General features: G+C 47.0%; 14 protein-coding genes, 4 tRNA genes and 1 pseudogene. 11 read left to right on the top strand and 8 right to left on the bottom strand.

The window, feature by feature from the left end; all coding sequences use genetic code 11:
- The first annotated feature begins 59 nt into the window (after nt 1-59).
- A complete protein-coding gene (cbl, locus tag ESM_RS0100280) occupies nt 60-1,010 on the top strand; it encodes an HTH-type transcriptional regulator Cbl (protein ID WP_001010989.1) in 951 nt (316 codons plus the stop codon).
- Between the two features lie 37 nt (nt 1,011-1,047).
- On the opposite strand, the gene ESM_RS0100285 is transcribed toward cbl, so the two are convergent.
- A tRNA-Asn gene (locus tag ESM_RS0100285) sits at nt 1,048-1,123 on the bottom strand.
- A 160-nt stretch (nt 1,124-1,283) separates the two neighbouring features.
- Here ESM_RS0100285 and yeeO point away from each other — a divergent pair.
- Entirely contained in the window at nt 1,284-2,759 is a 1,476-nt protein-coding gene (yeeO, locus tag ESM_RS0100290; RefSeq protein WP_077627720.1) for a toxic metabolite efflux MATE transporter YeeO, read from the top strand.
- A gap of 100 nt (nt 2,760-2,859) precedes the next feature.
- A tRNA-Asn gene (locus ESM_RS0100295) sits at nt 2,860-2,935 on the top strand.
- A gap of 101 nt (nt 2,936-3,036) precedes the next feature.
- On the opposite strand, the gene amn is transcribed toward ESM_RS0100295, so the two are convergent.
- The 3 genes from amn to ESM_RS0100310 form a co-directional block, all read right to left on the bottom strand.
- Nucleotides 3,037-4,491 carry an AMP nucleosidase gene (amn, locus tag ESM_RS0100300; RefSeq protein ID WP_001060212.1) on the bottom strand — a complete coding sequence of 485 codons (1,455 nt, stop codon included), beginning with the start codon at nt 4,489-4,491 and terminating at the stop codon, nt 3,037-3,039.
- 101 nt (nt 4,492-4,592) lie between these two features.
- Nucleotides 4,593-5,909, bottom strand: a complete 1,317-nt coding sequence (gene shiA / locus ESM_RS0100305) for a shikimate transporter (RefSeq protein ID WP_000378543.1) — start codon at nt 5,907-5,909, stop codon at nt 4,593-4,595.
- A 348-nt stretch (nt 5,910-6,257) separates the two neighbouring features.
- Nucleotides 6,258-6,347 (bottom strand) — tRNA-Ser (locus tag ESM_RS0100310).
- A gap of 93 nt (nt 6,348-6,440) precedes the next feature.
- Here ESM_RS0100310 and mtfA point away from each other — a divergent pair.
- Nucleotides 6,441-7,238, top strand: coding sequence for a DgsA anti-repressor MtfA (mtfA, locus tag ESM_RS0100315; protein ID WP_001516583.1), 798 nt, complete (start codon nt 6,441-6,443; stop codon nt 7,236-7,238).
- Between the two features lie 100 nt (nt 7,239-7,338).
- A tRNA-Asn gene (locus ESM_RS0100320) sits at nt 7,339-7,414 on the top strand.
- A gap of 92 nt (nt 7,415-7,506) precedes the next feature.
- Here ESM_RS0100320 and ESM_RS01000000123595 read toward each other — a convergent pair.
- Both ESM_RS01000000123595 and hchA read right to left on the bottom strand, forming a co-directional pair.
- Nucleotides 7,507-8,564 (bottom strand): annotated as a pseudogene (locus tag ESM_RS01000000123595) (glycosyltransferase family 9 protein).
- 304 nt (nt 8,565-8,868) lie between these two features.
- Nucleotides 8,869-9,720, bottom strand: a complete 852-nt coding sequence (hchA, locus tag ESM_RS0100330; protein ID WP_000218188.1) for a glyoxalase III HchA — start codon at nt 9,718-9,720, stop codon at nt 8,869-8,871.
- 728 nt (nt 9,721-10,448) lie between these two features.
- Here hchA and ESM_RS1000000128935 point away from each other — a divergent pair.
- Nucleotides 10,449-10,607, top strand: a complete 159-nt coding sequence (locus ESM_RS1000000128935; protein WP_176240371.1) for a hypothetical protein — start codon at nt 10,449-10,451, stop codon at nt 10,605-10,607.
- An 88-nt stretch (nt 10,608-10,695) separates the two neighbouring features.
- On the opposite strand, the gene ompC is transcribed toward ESM_RS1000000128935, so the two are convergent.
- The gene (gene ompC, locus ESM_RS0100340; RefSeq protein ID WP_000824343.1) at nt 10,696-11,886 is read right to left on the bottom strand and encodes a porin OmpC; all 1,191 of its coding nucleotides are present in this window, start codon (nt 11,884-11,886) and stop codon (nt 10,696-10,698) included.
- Between the two features lie 648 nt (nt 11,887-12,534).
- Here ompC and drpB point away from each other — a divergent pair.
- The 4 genes from drpB to ESM_RS0100360 all read left to right on the top strand — a co-directional run bounded on the left by drpB (nt 12,535) and on the right by ESM_RS0100360 (nt 15,487).
- Nucleotides 12,535-12,816: a cell division protein DrpB gene (drpB, locus tag ESM_RS01000000123610; RefSeq protein ID WP_242664688.1), complete on the top strand. Its 282-nt coding sequence runs from the start codon at nt 12,535-12,537 to the stop codon at nt 12,814-12,816.
- Nucleotides 12,817-12,855: 39 nt separating this feature from the next.
- Nucleotides 12,856-13,551, top strand: coding sequence for a phosphohydrolase (locus tag ESM_RS0100350; protein ID WP_000365593.1), 696 nt, complete (start codon nt 12,856-12,858; stop codon nt 13,549-13,551).
- Nucleotides 13,552-13,617: 66 nt separating this feature from the next.
- Nucleotides 13,618-15,036, top strand: coding sequence for a DNA-cytosine methyltransferase (dcm, locus tag ESM_RS0100355; protein WP_001157228.1), 1,419 nt, complete (start codon nt 13,618-13,620; stop codon nt 15,034-15,036).
- Nucleotides 15,017-15,487, top strand: coding sequence for a very short patch repair endonuclease (locus tag ESM_RS0100360; RefSeq protein ID WP_000785975.1), 471 nt, complete (start codon nt 15,017-15,019; stop codon nt 15,485-15,487). Before dcm ends, ESM_RS0100360 begins: the two co-directional genes overlap by 20 nt.
- On the opposite strand, the gene yedA is transcribed toward ESM_RS0100360, so the two are convergent.
- Complete coding sequence (gene yedA, locus ESM_RS0100365; protein WP_001212246.1) at nt 15,476-16,396, bottom strand: drug/metabolite exporter YedA; 921 nt, start codon at nt 16,394-16,396, stop codon at nt 15,476-15,478. The genes ESM_RS0100360 and yedA overlap by 12 nt on opposite strands.
- 172 nt (nt 16,397-16,568) lie before the next feature.
- Here yedA and ESM_RS0100370 point away from each other — a divergent pair, with 172 nt between their 5' ends.
- Nucleotides 16,569-17,486 carry a DUF808 domain-containing protein gene (locus ESM_RS0100370; RefSeq protein WP_000922674.1) on the top strand — a complete coding sequence of 306 codons (918 nt, stop codon included), beginning with the start codon at nt 16,569-16,571 and terminating at the stop codon, nt 17,484-17,486.
- The last annotated feature ends 48 nt before the right edge of the window (nt 17,487-17,534 follow it).

A 17,534-nucleotide genomic window follows, 5' to 3' on the forward strand; every position in this document is an offset into this window, starting at 1 on the left:
TGTTATGCCGGGCATTAGACTCTAACAATAGTGGATGTCTGATATGCCCGGAGTTTACCGTGAATTTCCAACAGCTAAAGATAATCCGCGAGGCTGCCCGTCAGGATTACAATCTGACAGAGGTCGCGAATATGCTCTTTACCTCACAGTCTGGTGTCAGCCGTCATATTCGAGAGCTGGAGGATGAACTTGGTATAGAAATATTCATTCGTCGGGGCAAACGGCTTCTTGGCATGACTGAACCGGGCAAAGCGTTACTGGTTATTGCAGAACGTATTCTGAATGAAGCCAGTAATGTTCGTCGGCTTGCCGAGCTGTTTACCAACGATACGTCTGGCGTACTCACTATCGCAACGACGCATACTCAGGCTCGCTACAGCTTGCCGGATGTCATTAAAGTCTTTCGCGAACTTTTCCCGGAAGTGCGACTCGAGCTTATCCAGGGAACGCCACAGGAAATTGCCACATTGCTACAAAATGGCGGCGCTGATATTGGCATAGCCAGTGAGCGTTTGAGCAATGACCTCCAACTCGTCGCCTTCCCCTGGTTTCGTTGGCATCATAGTTTGCTTGTTCCTGTTAATCATCCTTTAACAAAAATTACGCCATTAACGCTGGAATCAATAGCGAAGTGGCCGTTGATCACTTACCGGCAGGGGATTACAGGCCGCTCGCGTATTGATGATGCATTTACCCGCAAAGGTTTGCTGGCAGATATTGTATTGAGCGCCCAGGATTCTGATGTCATCAAAACCTACGTCGCTCTTGGGCTGGGAATCGGATTAGTAGCCGAACAATCCAGCGGTGAACAAGAGGAAGAGAATTTAATTCGTCTGGATACTCGCCATCTTTTCGATGCCAATACTGTCTGGTTGGGGCTGAAACGAGGGCAACTGCAGCGTAACTACGTCTGGCACTTTCTGGAACTGTGTAACGCTGGATTGTCGGTTGAGGATATTAAGCGGCAGGTGATGGAAAATAGTGAAGAGGTAATTGATTATCAGATATAACAAAAAGCCCGCTATCAAAGCGGGCTTTTCAGAAATTTGGCTCCTCTGACTGGACTCGAACCAGTGACATACGGATTAACAGTCCGCCGTTCTACCGACTGAACTACAGAGGAATCGCTGTTGGGGCACATCTTAACGGCGAAAAATATTTTGTCAAACCCGATTTTTAAAAAACCTAACTGTTTGCCGTTTCTATCAACAGTTTGTTGCATTTGCAGACAATTTGACAGCGAAAATCTTTGCAGCTTTGCTGATTCTCCCTCATTATTTGAAATGTGGTTTCACTTTCTGCAATTAGGGTCGGCTTTGAATATCTCCTCTGCTTTACGCCACACTCGCTGGCACGCAAAACGCAAGAGTTACAAAGTGTTGTTCTGGCGTGAGATAACTCCGCTTGCTGTTCCTATCTTTATGGAGAATGCCTGTGTCCTGTTGATGGGCGTCCTGAGCACTTTTCTGGTCAGTTGGCTGGGAAAAGATGCGATGGCGGGCGTAGGGTTGGCTGATAGCTTCAATATGGTCATTATGGCCTTTTTTGCCGCTATCGATCTTGGTACTACTGTCGTTGTGGCATTTAGTCTCGGTAAACGTGATCGACGGCGAGCCAGAGTAGCGACACGGCAATCATTGGTAATCATGACGTTGTTTGCCGTGCTGTTGGCTGTTCTTATTCATCATTTTGGCGAGCACATTATCGAATTTGTTGCAGGTGATGCCTCGACGGAAGTGAAAGCACTGGCGCTGACTTACCTGGAGCTAACGGTAATCAGTTATCCTGCGGCGGCTATCACCTTGATTGGCAGTGGGGCACTTCGCGGTGCAGGGAATACGAAAATACCGCTGCTTATAAACGGCAGCCTGAATATTCTTAATATTATTATTAGCGGTATATTAATTTACGGTCTTTTTTCCTGGCAGGGATTGGGTTTTGTCGGGGCTGGGCTGGGATTAACTATTTCCCGTTATATTGGCGCAATTGCAATTTTGTGGGTACTGGCGATTGGTTTTAACCCTGCGCTACGGATCTCGTTAAAGAGCTATTTTAAGCCTTTGAATTTCAGCATTATCTGGGAAGTAATGGGGATCGGTATTCCTGCGAGCGTTGAATCTGTATTATTTACCAGTGGCCGGTTATTAACACAAATGTTTGTCGCCGGGATGGGAACCAGCGTTATTGCCGGGAACTTTATCGCTTTTTCGATCGCGGCTCTTATCAATTTACCAGGAAGTGCACTCGGTTCAGCCTCCACAATAATCACCGGTCGAAGACTGGGGGTAGGGCAGATAGCGCAAGCAGAAATTCAGTTGCGGCATGTTTTCTGGCTGTCCACTATTGGACTAACGGCAATAGCCTGGTTGACTGCCCCTTTTGCCGGAGTTATGGCGTCGTTTTATACCCAGGATCCACAAGTTAAACATGTCGTTGTGATTCTGATTTGGCTAAACGCTTTGTTTATGCCTATTTGGTCCGCCTCATGGGTGTTACCTGCTGGTTTTAAAGGTGCTCGTGATGCACGCTACGCCATGTGGGTTTCTATGCTGAGCATGTGGGGATGCCGCGTGGTTGTGGGTTATGCGCTGGGAATTATGCTTGACTGGGGCGTGGTTGGCGTCTGGATGGGGATGTTTGCCGACTGGGCCGTGCGTGCCGTGCTGTTTTACTGGCGGATGGTGACCGGGCGTTGGCTATGGAAATATCCTCGCGCTGAACATAAAAAGTGTGAAAAAAAGCCAGTTGTGTCGGAATAAACGGCAAAACGCAGAATATTTCAGCAAACGCTTTCAAAATTAAAAAACAGGCTTTGACATTGTGGATGGGCATAGTTAATATTCGCCCCGTTCTCACGATTCCTCTGTAGTTCAGTCGGTAGAACGGCGGACTGTTAATCCGTATGTCACTGGTTCGAGTCCAGTCAGAGGAGCCAAATTCTGAAAAGCCCGCTTTGATAGCGGGCTTTTTGCTTTGCTACTTATCAAATCCTTCACATTTTTTCCTGACACACCTGACGCAAAGGATCTGAACTCATTACCGGAACGGCGGCTCATTAAAGGTTCGCAGTTTACGCGAATGCAGTCGATCGCCTTCCGCGCGCAGCAAATCTATCGCCCGAATGCCAATTTGCAGGTGCTCGGAAATAGCGCCTTCGTAAAAACGGTTAGCCTGGCCGGGAAGTTTAATCTCACCATGCAACGGCTTATCTGAAACACACAGTAGCGTCCCGTATGGCACGCGGAAACGATATCCTTGTGCTGCAATGGTTGCACTTTCCATATCAATCGCCACGGCCCGGCTTAAGTTAAAACGCAGTGCAGAAGCCGAGTAGCGCAGCTCCCAGTTCCTGTCATCTGTGGTTACCACAGTGCCAGTACGTAACCGCTGTTTAACTTCCTCACCCGGTCTACCGCTGACCAGCTTGGTCGCGTCATAAAGCGCACGTTGCACTTCAGCAATGCTGGGAATAGGAATATCGGGCGGCAGAACCGCATCGAGAACGTGGTCATCGCGTAAATAAGCATGCGCAAGTACATAATCACCAATAGACTGGCTTTCACGTAATCCACCGCAGTGACCAATCATTAACCAGACATCCGGACGTAGCACCGCCAGATGATCACAGATGGTTTTTGCATTTGACGGCCCCACGCCAATATTCACCAGAGTGATGCCCTGACCATCAATAGTGATTAAATGCCAGGCGGGCATCTGGTGTTTTTTCCATGCGAGGTCGGAAATTGCTTCTTCAGGTGCTTCTGTTTCGGCAGTGATCCAGTTCCCGCCAGCGCAAGAAAGTGCAATATAAGGGCTTTCAGGATCAAGGATCTGGCTGCATCCCCAACGAACGAATTCATCCACATAACGTGTGTAGTTGGTAAACAAGACGAACGGCTGAAAATGTTCGACAGGTGTGCCGGTATAATGGCGTAACCGCGCGAGGGAAAAATCTACCCGGCGTGCATCAAAATGCGATAACGGAGAAAATTCCGCCGGATGATAAATGCCGTCTGCAGTTTCATCGCCAATTTGTGCCAGCTCTGTTGTCGGGAAATAACGCGTTAGCCCGGCGCTCATTGAGCGATCAAGCGTTAACTCGGAGCCATCAATGACATAGGGGTAGGGGATTTCATGCTGTGACGGTTGCACGGAGATATGCGCGCCATAATCCTGATACAACAAAGTAAGTTGTTCATTGAGATACGAACGAAAGAGAGCAGGGCGTGTGATGGTGGTGGTATAGCTGCCAGCGTGAGTAAAGCGACCGAAAGCGCGTGTTTTGGGGGGATTGGTTGTGCTGCCGTCCCAGGTCACGGTCAGTGATGGATAGACAAAAAGACCTTGTTTGCGGGCGTTTTCATCAGGCAATTCGCCACTTTTAATATATTTGCCAATGGCATTGCGTAAAGCGACTACAGATTGCTCATACAGCGCGTCGAGTTTATCCAGTGCCTGAGCTGGGGTCAGACCGGAGCCCTTATTATTCATGTGTGTCTCCTGTTCCATACAATTACCGCGTTTCCGATAGTATGTCACAGGAATGTGAAACAAAAGTGGAAGGCGAAGATCGAATGATCTTCGCCATACCCTCAGGCGCGTTGATTGTCTTTCATCAACAAAGCAGTTATTGCGGAAATCAGGCATCCTGCCAGCAAATAAATGGCGACGCTATGCCAGTCTCCAGCAAAATAAGTAATGAGAGCTGCAGCAATAAAAGGTGTAAATCCACCCCCTACCACACTGGCAACCTGGTATCCGACCCCCGCGCCGCTGTAGCGATAACTGGCACCAAACATCTCGGTGAACATCGGTTGTTGCACACAAACCACCATGTCATGCGCAATGTTCGCCAGCATAATGGAGAAGAAAACAATCCAGAAAATAGACTGTGCCTCAAGTGCCATAAAGAAAGGAAACGCGCTTAACGCTCCAATTAACGCGCCAGTGATATACACCCTACGGCGGCCAAAACGGTCGGCAAGCCAGGCAAAACAGGGAATTGTCAGACAGCTTAACCCACCCACCAGCAAACCAATATTAAGGAACAATTCGCGCGGTAACCCCATATTCTGGGTTGAATAGTTAAGTGCAAAGGCGGTAACGATATACATTGTCAGCAACTCGCACAGGCGTAGTGCAATAATCTTCAGGAAAGCGCCGGGATGTCGTAACAGGGCTTCGATAACCGGGATACGCTTTTGCGCGGTCACTTGATTATGTTGCTGTTGTTCAAATTCAGCGGACTCCTCCATGCCATTACGCACCCACAATGCGCCCAGCACCAGTATGATGCTAAACAGGAAAGGGATGCGCCAGCCCCAGCTCAAAAACTGCTCATCAGTAGTCATCATGCTGATCAGTGAAACCAGTCCGGTTGAAAGTAGTAACCCTACACCGTAACCAACTTGTACGCCGCTGCTGTAAAAGGCTTTTTTATTTTTCGGCGCGCTTTCAACGGACAGCAATGCAGCGCCTCCCCACTCTCCGCCGACGGCAAAACCCTGAATGGCACGCAGCGTCACCAGTAAAATCGGTGCCCACCAGCCAATAGTCGAAAACGAAGGGAGAATACCAATCAAAGCTGTTGCGATGCCCATCATCCAGACGGTCAGCATTAACATGCGTTTACGTCCCAGACGGTCACCAAAATGGCCGAAAATGACACCTCCGAGCGGACGGAAAAGGAAACCGACCCCAAAAGTAGCAAATGCGGCGAGCGTTCCCATTGCCGGGCTTATTTGCGGGAAAAACTCGCGATTAAACACCAGTGCGGCGGTAATGCCATAGAGTAAAAAATCGTACCAGTCGACGACGGCACCGGCGAAACTGCCTAACGCAGCTCGTCGGGCGCGACTTAACGAAAGCGTGCCTTCATCGGGACGCGTGGAGATGAGCGTGGAGTCCATAATGTTCCTGTTTGTACTGTCTTTTTATAATTAGTATGGAAAAGGTAACTCACATTGCCGTCGAACTATAAACGAACCTTATGAGACTACCGCGACAGAGAGCATCTGCAAATGTTTTTATGTCAGAAAATGACTATGGGGGACGGGTAGGGGCATCACTGTAATGTGCGGAAACGAAACAGAATTGTGGGTTCAGGCGCGTATTAGAAATTCAAAAACAGCGAGAAAAATGTGATTGCTAAAGTAGCGCAGGTTACTTACAGGCGTTATTTTCCGCGGATGAATTTTTCGAATTTTCTCAATGGGATTTGTGTCACTGACATGGGGCGGACTAGCTGTTTGAATGATTGGCGGAGAGAGGGGGATTTGAACCCCCGGTAGAGTTGCCCCTACTCCGGTTTTCGAGACCGGTCCGTTCAGCCGCTCCGGCATCTCTCCGTTCAGATTGTTGCCATGATGCCAGGAAATTTGGCATTTTAACAGTCTCTGTCCGTGCAATTTTGTTCAAGTGACGAGTTTGCGAGCAAAACGATGATTAAGTGGCCCTGGAAAGTACAAGAAACCGCCCATGATGATGCAATTCCGTGGAAGGAAGCTTTGGCGATACCTCTTTTGACATGTTTGACTGAGCAAGAGCAAAACAAATTAGTCACTCTGGCTGAACGTTTTTTGCAACAAAAACGGCTGGTTCCTTTACAAGGCGTTGAACTTGATGCATTGAAAAGTGGTCGCATTGCCTTGCTGTTTTGCTTACCTGTTATGGAACTGGGACTGGAATGGCTGGATGGATTTCATGAAGTGTTAATTTACCCGGCACCATTTGTGGTAGACGATGAATGGGAAGACGATATAGGGCTGGTTCATAATCAACGTATTGTTCAGTCAGGTCAAAGCTGGCAGCAAGGTCCCATCGTGCTGAATTGGCTCGATATACAGGATTCTTTCGATGCCTCGGGATTTAATCTGATTATCCATGAAGTTGCACATAAACTGGACACCCGAAATGGCGATCGCGCCAGTGGCGTCCCCTTTATTTCTTTACGCGAAGTCGCGGGCTGGGAACACGATCTTCACGCTGCGATGGATAACATTCAGGAAGAAATTGAGTTAGTGGGGGAGAATGCCTCCAGCATCGATGCTTATGCTGCCAGTGATCCTGCCGAATGTTTTGCCGTGCTTTCCGAATACTTTTTTAGTGCTCCGGAGCTTTTTGCGCCTCGCTTCCCCTCGCTGTGGCAACGTTTCTGCCAATTTTATCAGCAGGATCCACTGCAAAGACTGCGAAATGCTAATGAAAGGGACGCATATTCAGCACCAGATGTTCATTAAATATCAATTTTGTTGCTTAATTAACCGATTGAAATGGCTTGTGAATTTTAGTGTTGACACTCGCTGCACCACTCAGTAATATTCGCCTCGTTCTCACGATTCCTCTGTAGTTCAGTCGGTAGAACGGCGGACTGTTAATCCGTATGTCACTGGTTCGAGTCCAGTCAGAGGAGCCAAATTCAAAAAAGCCTGCTTTAAGCAGGCTTTTTGCTATTTAGCGCCAAATCATAACAGACATATCTAAAATCTCTTAAATCTGATAATTACATCAGGATTGAATTTTTACGATAATTCTTTTCACCGTGTTTCTGAATTCATCCAGATTGATGCGATCAATCTCTTTCCCTACTACAATTGTCTCTGAAATATCCGCCATTGCAGGCCAGCGTGTTTTATAATCGGCATACACGGCGATGACAGGAACATTATAAGCACTTGTCATATGCAAAATAGAGGTATCTGGCGTTATCGCGAGAAAAGCATTTTTTATGACGGCAGCAGAACGTACTATTGAAGGAGCCAACGATAAATGATAGACATTGTCAAAATACTGGGTTAGCTCTACTGCTTTTTCAGTACCATTGGGTCCATGAACAATGACAATTGGCATATTTGTTTCATTTTTAATCATAGCTATTAGCTTTTGAGCTATTGTTTCTGAAAAGGTTCTTTCCTGGGCACTGCCATCAAGATTAAGAGCGATGTAAGAACCCAATGGATCCAGTTCATAATGTACCTCGTCTATTACCTCTTCGTGGATCGGTAATTCAAATAAAGGGGGGACGGGTGGGAAACCTGCTTCTCGCATCATGAAAGCCCATGTCATTGGTACTGGCGCTCGAAGAGACTGATCCATTGTTGATGCCGATTTACATAATGGGGAATAACATGTCATCGTTAAACCCACAACTTGTAAATTCGTTTTCGCCTTTAAATGACTTATGAATAGCATTGTTTTCAAGTTTTTCTTGCGCATCGCTTCAATACAGAGATCTGGTGTACCGTGTTGCTCTCTTATACTTTTCGCCAGTTTTTTTATTCATTTAAGCTGGCATAGTCCTGCATTGTCATACTGACTAATGTTAATTTGGTGTATTTAAGATGAAGCGCATCAAAAACAGATTTATTAATTGTAGATGTGACAATTAATAAATGTTTTATTTTATGTGATTCCAGCGATCTAATTATTGGGTAAATAGCCATTGCATCGCCAATTTGATCTGGAATGTGAATGACTGCAAATTCAGTATTTGCAATATCAATATCCTCACATGAATAATCATAATAGCTAAATGCAATGCGTCTAAAAATTGACGTTAACGACATATCTAACCTCGCTTCCCTACTGGTTAAAACGTGATGGAGTTTATCAGAGATAGTCGTTTTCTAAAATCGATAAATAACGTAATGCCACATAACATTTCCTTATATTTTATGTGTTAATGATTTGTTTGAATTATACTTGTTATTTCAACAAAGGATTGTATTGCATTCTTCAATGCATGAAGCTGATGCAAAAATGGAGGTAAGACAAGAGATAAGGCGTCAACAACTGGTGGTGAACATCTCTCGTTTATTCAGTGGGGGAGATAAACCCCCACTTTTTTATTACACCGTAAGTGATGTCCGGTTAACCCACGTATGCCGCCAGCATTTCCTGTGCAGCAAGTTTGCCCAGCGCATTCGCTGCAAAAGGGCTGTCTCCGGTGAGAAGTTTACGATCCTTATGTACCCGGCCAGTAATGTCATCATTGATGATGTTCATTCCCATTTTCTTCAGTTCTTCACCGAAGTACCAGGTCAGATGACCCGGCATATAGCCAATATCTGGTGTTTGTTTGTCTGCTGCATCCGGGAATGCGCAAATTGAATAACCGTTTAGTGGGTTATCACCGTGGCGGAGCGACAGAAACGCCGCCGGGCCGTGACAAAGAGAGATAACAAAGCGGTCGTTTTCAATTGCCCATTGCAGAGCGGTAGCAACTTCTTTGCTTTCAGGTAAGCCAATAAGAGCACCATGACCACCTGGAACAAAGATTGCTGCGTACTCGCTGTCTGCGTTGAGGCTGGCGACAACATCCGCTAATTTCTTCGGATTGCGGAACAGAGATTTATGCTGCTCAAAGAATGGCATCACTTTTTCATCTTTGTGTGGCATAGCCCAGTATTCAAACTTCGTCATCAGGCCAGAGATGGTCGCAACTTCGAACTCGAAACCAGCAGCATGCAGGTGATACAACGGCAGCAACGTTTCAATGGGATGGTTGCCCGTCGAGAATAGTTTACCGTTATCGGTCGGCAAATAGCGTTCGTCAGCGGCGATCACCAGAATTTTATGCTTACCGCTATACGGTTTTGGGTAGTCCACACCATCAAGATCAGATACAGGACTGGTATATTGGCTAAGCGAATATTCTGAAGGGAAGAACGCATTATCTTCAGCAATATCAATCTGCGGGTTCTTACTTGTTTGAACAGTCATAGTGTATTCCTTATTGTTACTTCGGTAGGTTAGTCACTATATTCGCGACTGAGCTGGATGCTATATTTAACCAGGAACGTAAAACGAGTCAATATACCTAAAGCGGTAGAGGGTTGCGTTAAACACGTCAGGGAAAATACATCACAGTTAACGAATAGTGTTCTCATCGAATCAACCTTATTTGCAATAAAAAACGTAAAGCGTAGCAATATATTTTAGTTCATTTTTCAGAAAAGATGAGATTGCATACTCTCGTTACATAGGGCGACTGTAAGAATCATAAATGAGATTTTTAGCAAAAAATAATGATGAAGCCGTTCTGTATAACCGTTAGTCGTGGAAAAATGATGAATCAGATTAAGCTTAACTGATGACAGATATGGTTAATTACATGCTATCAGATTCTCTAATTACAGTAGCAACCAGAAACAGGTGTGCGAGGAGTGGCTAAGGTTACAGCAGATATAATGCACCAAATATTTAAGGCATAACTATAATCTTTAACAGGTAAATTAATAATAATTTATAGTCTTTTTTATATTAAGATGTTTTCAGAGGTTTTCTATGTACTGAAATATTGTTATTCCGGTGAATGTCTTTCTCGGGATGATAGGGAACTATCGCTTTATTATGCGTAGTTTTTCGCTAACGTTTCTTCAGGGCATATTCATTTACCTGGCTTTATTCCGGAATATGTAAGAATCCTGGAGCGTAGATATGTTTCTGACATGCATCGTTTTAAAGATGCACTACGTGCTCAGGCTTTGCACTGTTTAGCGACTCTGGCTGAACAGAAACTGGCAGATGTTATTGTGCCGGGAGTCACCCAGGAATTGAGTTTTGTCGACATGCCACAGCGGTTGAGAGTGCCGCTGCTGGTGATTTGACGAGGGGGATAAAAAAGCCCGAGTTCAACGAGGGACGAACTCAGGCTGGATGAGTTTTTACAGTAACGTGCCGTGGCGCGTTGGCTGATTAGAACTGGTAGACTAAGCCTACAGCAACGATATCATCGGTTGCGATGCCGTTTGCTTTGTAGAAGTCATCGTCGTTATCCAGCAGGTTGATTTTGTAATCAACATAGGTGGACATGTTTTTGTTGAAGTAGTAAGTCGCACCGACTTCAACGTATTTAACCAGATCTTTGTTTGCGTAATGATGATTCCCCTGGCTGTCGAAGTTATCACCATTCAATCCGCCTAAATCCTTACCTTTAGATTGCAGGTAAGCGATGGACGGGCGCAGACCGAAGTCGAACTGATACTGAGCAACAACTTCAAAGTTCTGAGTTTTATTAGCGATGGCATCAGCATCACCGTAACCAGTCATGTTACGAGTTTCAGCGTACATAGCTGCTAAGTAAACGTTATTCGCGTCGTATTTAGCACCAACGGTCCATGCTTCCGCTGTTTCACCGCCAGCAGTTGCATCGAAGCGGTCTCCGTAACGAGTATCATGATAACCTTTGTGAACCTGATTATCGGTACGGTCAGAGTTGGAGTATGCAGCACCCAGACTTAAACCGAAGTCGAAATCATAAGAGGTGGACATACCGAAACCGTCACCATTTTCTTTAGACAGTTTACGACCATTACCATTACCTGAACCTTCCTGGCCAAACAGACCATCGCTTTCATTATTGCCTTGATATTGCAAAGCAAAGTTCAGGCCATCAACCTGACCGAAGAAGCCATTGTTACGGTAGGTTGCTACACCATTAGCACGGCCGTTCATGAAGTTGTCAGCGCCAGCGTAGGTATCACCACCAAATTCCGGCAGCATATCGGTCCATGCTTCAATATCATAAACAACGCCGTAGTTACGACCATAGTCGAAAGTACCATTCTGGCCAAAACCTAAGCCTGCGAACGCCAGACGGGTAGCAGAACCCGCTCTGTTACTTTCAGGACCATTTGCCTGCAAGTTGTATTCCCATTGACCATAACCAGTGAATTGATCAGCGATCTGAGTTTCACCTTTAAAACCGATACGGGCGTAGGACTGGTCGCCATCGCTATTCGCTGCATCATCAGCGAAGTAGTGCAGACCAACAGCTTTACCGTACAGATCAAGTTTATTACCATCTTTATTATAAATTTCAGCCGCATTTGCTGCGCCAGCAACTAATAACGCCGGGACCAGCATTGCCAGAACTTTTCTTTTCATTATGTATTCCCTTGTGATTATAATCTTCATGAATATATCAATAAGTGCCATTATCCAAAAAAAAGCACATTTGGATACTATTCTATGAAGTTCATTTTATTTTAAAGATTACATGTAACAAATATATTTAAAAGATTTCAAAATGTTTCTATCTTATTTAATATAATTCGAAATTATGAATTGCAGATACAAAAATTCATGTCATTTATGGTTGTATATCAATAGATTATTGATTTTGCGGAAGGATAGTTTGTGTCAATGAGTGTTGCACCAAAGACCCTGAGTGATCTTGCGCACATTATGAATGGCATAAAAAAAGCCGGCATCATGCCGGCCCAAAAATATAAACAAGACGATAAAGGCTAATAACGGGGTTATCATGACACAGAAAACGAAAAAGGTATAATTGTATTCAGTGCTAATATATACAAGATGTGAATTAATTAATTATCCACTGCCGAAAGAAAAATACTTTCTTATTTGTTTTTTCTGCAAATAATAGCCATTGGCTAAGATTTATATATTTGTTCAAAAAATGAGTGAGACTTGACTGTCTCAACTAATGTGGAAAAATGTGACTTTTATCACATAATAGTGCTAAGTCTGAATTTCCCGGGTTATCTTAAAATGGAGTACGGTTCGACAACGATGGAAGAGAGACTTTCTCGCAGCCCTGGCGGCAAACTGGCTTTATGGGCTTTCTATACATGGTGTGGCTATTTCGTCTGGGTAATGGCGCGTTACATTTGGGTGATGAGCAGGATCCCGGATGCCCCCGTGTCGGGATTTGAAAGTGATTTAGGCTCTACCGCAGGAAAGTGGTTAGGGGCATTAGTGGGATTTTTGTTTATGGCCCTGGTCGGAGCGTTGTTAGGTGGTATTGCGTGGTACACCCGACCACGACCCGTGCGTAGCAGACGCTATGAGTAAAAACTGCTAAGGTTGCGACTCATTTGCAGCGGAGCGTGTATGGATTTACAACACTGGCAGGCACGGTTTGAAAACTGGTTTAAAAACCATCAAACGCACCAGGACGTGGCCCATGACCTGTGTCATTTTCGTCGTGTCTGGGCGACAGCGCAGAAACTGGCGGCAGATGAAGACGTCGATATGCTGGTCATTTTAACCGCCTGTTATTTTCACGATATTGTGAGCCTGGCGAAAAATCATCCGCAACGGCAGCGCTCCTCATTACTGGCGGCAGAAGAGGCGCGTCGCATTTTAAGTGCGGAATTTGTCGATTTTCCGCCAGAGAAAATAGACGCCATTTGCCATGCTATCGCGGCACACAGTTTCAGCGCACAAATTACACCTTTAACGGCGGAAGCCAAAATCGTGCAGGATGCAGACAGGCTGGAAGCTTTAGGCGCGATTGGTCTGGCGCGAGTGTTTGCGGTCTCAGGCTCGCTGGGTGTGGCGTTGTTTGACGGTGAAGACCCGTTCGCGCAGCATCGCCCGCTTGATGATAAACGCTACGCGCTGGATCATTTCCAGACTAAGCTGCTGAAACTACCGCAAACCATGCAAACGACAAAAGGTAAACAACTGGCGCAACACAACGCCCGTTTTCAGGTGGAGTTTATGGCTAAACTCAGCGCTGAACTGGCGGGCGAGAATGAAGGTGTGGATCATGACGTGATTCGTGCCTTTTCTCCTGCAGGCTGACCGCGTGGCCCTAAACTGAAGTAATTATGTTAACCTGTCGGCCATCTCAGATGGCCGGTTAAATCTATGCAGGAAAATATATCAGTAACCGATTCATACAGCACCGGGAATGCCGCACAGGCAATGCTGGAGAAACTGCTGCAAATTTATGATGTTAAAACATTGGTGGCACAACTTAATGGCGTGGGTGAGAATCACTGGAGCGCGGCGATTTTAAAACGTGCGCTGGCGAATGATTCGGCATGGCACCGTTTAAGTGAGAAAGAGTTCGCTCATCTGCAAACGTTGTTACCCAAACCACCTGCACATCATCCGCACTATGCGTTTCGTTTTATCGATCTGTTTGCCGGAATTGGTGGCATCCGTCGCGGTTTTGAGTCGATTGGCGGTCAATGCGTGTTTACCAGTGAATGGAATAAACATGCGGTACGCACCTACAAAGCGAATCATTATTGCGACCCGGCTACGCATCACTTTAATGAAGATATCCGCGACATTACCCTGAGCCATAAAGAGGGCGTGAGCGATGAAGCAGCGGCGGCACATATTCGTCAGCACATCCCTGAACATGATGTTTTATTGGCCGGTTTTCCTTGCCAGCCGTTTTCCCTGGCTGGCGTATCGAAAAAGAACTCTCTTGGTCGCGCGCACGGTTTTGCCTGCGATACCCAGGGGACGTTGTTTTTTGATGTGGTACGCATTATCGACGCCCGCCGTCCGGCGATTTTTGTACTTGAAAACGTCAAAAACCTGAAAAGTCACGACCAGGGCAAAACGTTCCGCATCATCATGCAGACGCTGGACGAACTGGGCTATGACGTAGCCGATGCAGAAGATAATGGCCCGAACGATCCGAAGATCATTGATGGCAAACATTTTTTACCGCAGCACCGTGAACGCATTGTGCTGGTGGGTTTCCGTCGCGATCTTAATCTGAAGCAAGATTTTACCCTGCGTGATATCAGCGATTGTTTCCCTGCGCAGCGAGTGACGCTGGCGGAGTTGCTGGATCCGATAGTCGAAGCGAAATATATTCTGACGCCGGTGCTGTGGAAGTACCTCTATCGCTATGCGAAAAAACATCAGGCGCGCGGTAACGGCTTCGGGTACGGGATGGTTTATCCGAACAATCCGCAAAGTGTCACGCGCACGCTTTCTGCCCGCTATTACAAAGATGGCGCAGAAATTTTAATCGATCGCGGCTGGGATATGGCAACAGGTGAGAAAGACTTTGACGATCCGCAGAATCAGCAACATCGTCCGCGTCGGTTAACACCTCGTGAATGCGCACGGTTGATGGGCTTTGAAGCGCCTCATGAAGCGAAATTCCGCATTCCGGTTTCTGACACTCAGGCCTATCGCCAGTTCGGCAACTCGGTAGTCGTACCGGTCTTTGCCGCGGTGGCAAAACTGCTCGAGCCAAAAATCAAACAGGCGGTAGCGTTGCGTCAGCAAGAGGCACAACATGGCCGACGTTCACGATAAAGCCACGCGTAGCAAAAATATGCGCGCGATTGCCACGCACGATACAGCAATCGAGAAGCGCCTGGCCAGTCTGTTAACCGGACAGGGGCTGATGTTTCGCGTTCAGGGTGCCAGTCTACCCGGACGTCCGGATTTTGTCCTCGATGAGTATCGCTGCGTGATATTTACCCACGGCTGCTTCTGGCACCATCATCATTGCCATCTGTTCAAAGTTCCTGCCACACGAACGGAGTTCTGGCTGGAGAAGATAGGTAAAAATGTCGAGCGCGATCGTCGTGATATTAATCGATTGCAGGAACTCGGCTGGCGTGTATTGATTGTCTGGGAGTGTGCGTTACGTGGGCGAGAGAAGTTGACGGACGCGGCGCTGACCGAGCGTCTGGAAGAGTGGATCTGCAGCGAGGGTGCCAGCGCGCAGATCGACTCTCTGGGGATTCATTTACTCGCTTGATGTGTCCTGAATGACGGGGGCGACAACGGGTTTTGCGGGAAAGAGATATTTCCCCAGCGTTACCAGCACCACCGCGAAGACAATCACGCCCAGTGCCAGCCATTCAATCCGCGATAGCGTTTCGCCACCCAGCCCCGTACCCAGTAATACCGCGACCACCGGGTTAACATAAGCGTAGCTGGTCGCCAGGGCCGGGCTGACATTGCGGATTAAATACATATAAGCGTTGATGGCGATGATCGAACCAAACAGCGCCAGATAGCCGACCGCCAGGAAGCCCGAAAGAGAAGGGAGCGCCGTCAGTTTTTCACCCGCAATCATCGATGCGATCATTAACACCACGCCTGCCGCCAGCATTTCAATGGCTCCCGCCATCATCCCCACTGGCAGAGTGATTCGTGAGCCATAAACTGAACCAAATGCCCAACTCACAGACCCGATCAAAATCAGGATCGCGCCCCACGGATTGCCGCTTAAATTACCGCCACTGTTGAGCATGATGATCCCCGCTAACCCAATGGCGATGCCAAGCCACTCCAGTTTGCGCGTTTTTATGCCAAACAGGCGGCTGAAGCACAGGGTAAAGAGTGGCACCGTTGCCACCACCACGGCGGCAATGCCGGAAGGGACGTTTTGATGTTCGGCTACCGTTACCATGCCGTTACCGACAGCCAGCAGTAACAGGCCAATAAGCGCGGCATTAAGCAGTGGACGTAGCGGCGGCAATTTGTGCCCGCGCAGCAGTAAAAATGCCATTAGTAAAATACCGGCTGCCAGAAAGCGCACGCCCGCCATCATTAACGGTGGCCAGCTTTCTACCCCAATCCGAATGACAAAATAGGTTGAGCCCCAAATGATATACAGCGCAAACAGTGCGCCAAAAAGCGGTAACAACTGGCGGAAACGCATAATCCCTCACGATGGAAATAAAAAGGCGGTTCATAGTAAACGTGAAAATCATTTCACTGGCGAGAGATATAATCGTAATTGATTGTTAATAAAATGTTGACTTGTGAAGCAAGTATCAGACAAGCCGATTTTGCTTCATACTTAGCACCGTCAACAATAAAAATGAGAGGGAATGCTTTTGGCCGGGAGTAGTTTATTGACGTTGCTCGATGATATCGCCACTTTGCTGGACGATATCTCCGTGATGGGCAAGCTGGCGGCGAAGAAAACCGCTGGTGTATTAGGGGATGACTTGTCGCTCAATGCGCAACAAGTTTCAGGTGTGCGTGCCAACCGGGAATTACCCGTGGTCTGGGGCGTGGCGAAGGGATCGCTCATCAACAAAGTGATTCTGGTGCCGTTGGCGCTGATCATCAGTGCGTTTATCCCGTGGGCGATTACACCGCTGTTGATGATTGGCGGTGCATTTCTCTGCTTTGAAGGGGTAGAGAAGGTGCTGCATATGCTGGAGGCGCGTAAGCATAAAGAGGATCCGGCACAGAGTCAGCAGCGTCTGGAAAAACTGGCAGCGCAGGATCCGCTGAAGTTCGAAAAGGACAAAATAAAAGGGGCGATTCGTACCGATTTTATTTTGTCTGCGGAAATTGTCGCTATCACGCTGGGGATTGTGGCGGAAGCGCCGTTGCTTAATCAGGTGCTGGTACTTTCAGGGATCGCACTGGTGGTTACCGTGGGCGTCTACGGTCTGGTGGGGATCATCGTTAAGATTGATGATCTGGGTTACTGGCTGGCGGAAAAATCCAGTACGGTTATACAGGCGCTGGGCAAGGGGTTATTGATTATCGCGCCCTGGCTGATGAAAGCGTTATCGATCGTCGGCACGCTGGCGATGTTTCTCGTCGGTGGTGGCATTGTGGTACATGGTATTGCGCCGCTGCATCATGCTATTGAACATTTCTCCGGGCAGCAGAGTGCGCTGGTGGCGATGATATTACCGACTGTTTTAAATCTGATTCTTGGTTTTATCATCGGTAGCATCGTCGTATTGGCAGTGAAAGCAGTAGCGAAAATGCGCGGTCAGGTACATTAATATTCTCACTGGCTGGTATGCAAAATTCGCCATTCTCGACTAAGGTGA

Origin of the sequence: Escherichia sp. TW09308, from assembly GCF_000208565.1 — a bacterium.
GTDB lineage: Bacteria > Pseudomonadota > Gammaproteobacteria > Enterobacterales > Enterobacteriaceae > Escherichia > Escherichia marmotae.

Coding starts and splice junctions, on each gene's coding strand:
- ESM_RS0100360 (WP_000785975.1), top strand. CDS start 15,017: ATGGCCGACGTTCACGATAAAGCCACGCGTAGCAAAAATATGCGCGCG.
- ompC (WP_000824343.1), bottom strand. CDS start 11,886: ATGAAAAGAAAAGTTCTGGCAATGCTGGTCCCGGCGTTATTAGTTGCT.
- ESM_RS0100370 (WP_000922674.1), top strand. CDS start 16,569: ATGCTTTTGGCCGGGAGTAGTTTATTGACGTTGCTCGATGATATCGCC.
- dcm (WP_001157228.1), top strand. CDS start 13,618: ATGCAGGAAAATATATCAGTAACCGATTCATACAGCACCGGGAATGCC.
- yeeO (WP_077627720.1), top strand. CDS start 1,284: ATGTGGTTTCACTTTCTGCAATTAGGGTCGGCTTTGAATATCTCCTCT.
- drpB (WP_242664688.1), top strand. CDS start 12,535: ATGGAAGAGAGACTTTCTCGCAGCCCTGGCGGCAAACTGGCTTTATGG.
- mtfA (WP_001516583.1), top strand. CDS start 6,441: ATGATTAAGTGGCCCTGGAAAGTACAAGAAACCGCCCATGATGATGCA.
- ESM_RS1000000128935 (WP_176240371.1), top strand. CDS start 10,449: ATGCATCGTTTTAAAGATGCACTACGTGCTCAGGCTTTGCACTGTTTA.
- yedA (WP_001212246.1), bottom strand. CDS start 16,396: ATGCGTTTCCGCCAGTTGTTACCGCTTTTTGGCGCACTGTTTGCGCTG.
- ESM_RS0100350 (WP_000365593.1), top strand. CDS start 12,856: ATGGATTTACAACACTGGCAGGCACGGTTTGAAAACTGGTTTAAAAAC.
- hchA (WP_000218188.1), bottom strand. CDS start 9,720: ATGACTGTTCAAACAAGTAAGAACCCGCAGATTGATATTGCTGAAGAT.
- shiA (WP_000378543.1), bottom strand. CDS start 5,909: ATGGACTCCACGCTCATCTCCACGCGTCCCGATGAAGGCACGCTTTCG.
- amn (WP_001060212.1), bottom strand. CDS start 4,491: ATGAATAATAAGGGCTCCGGTCTGACCCCAGCTCAGGCACTGGATAAA.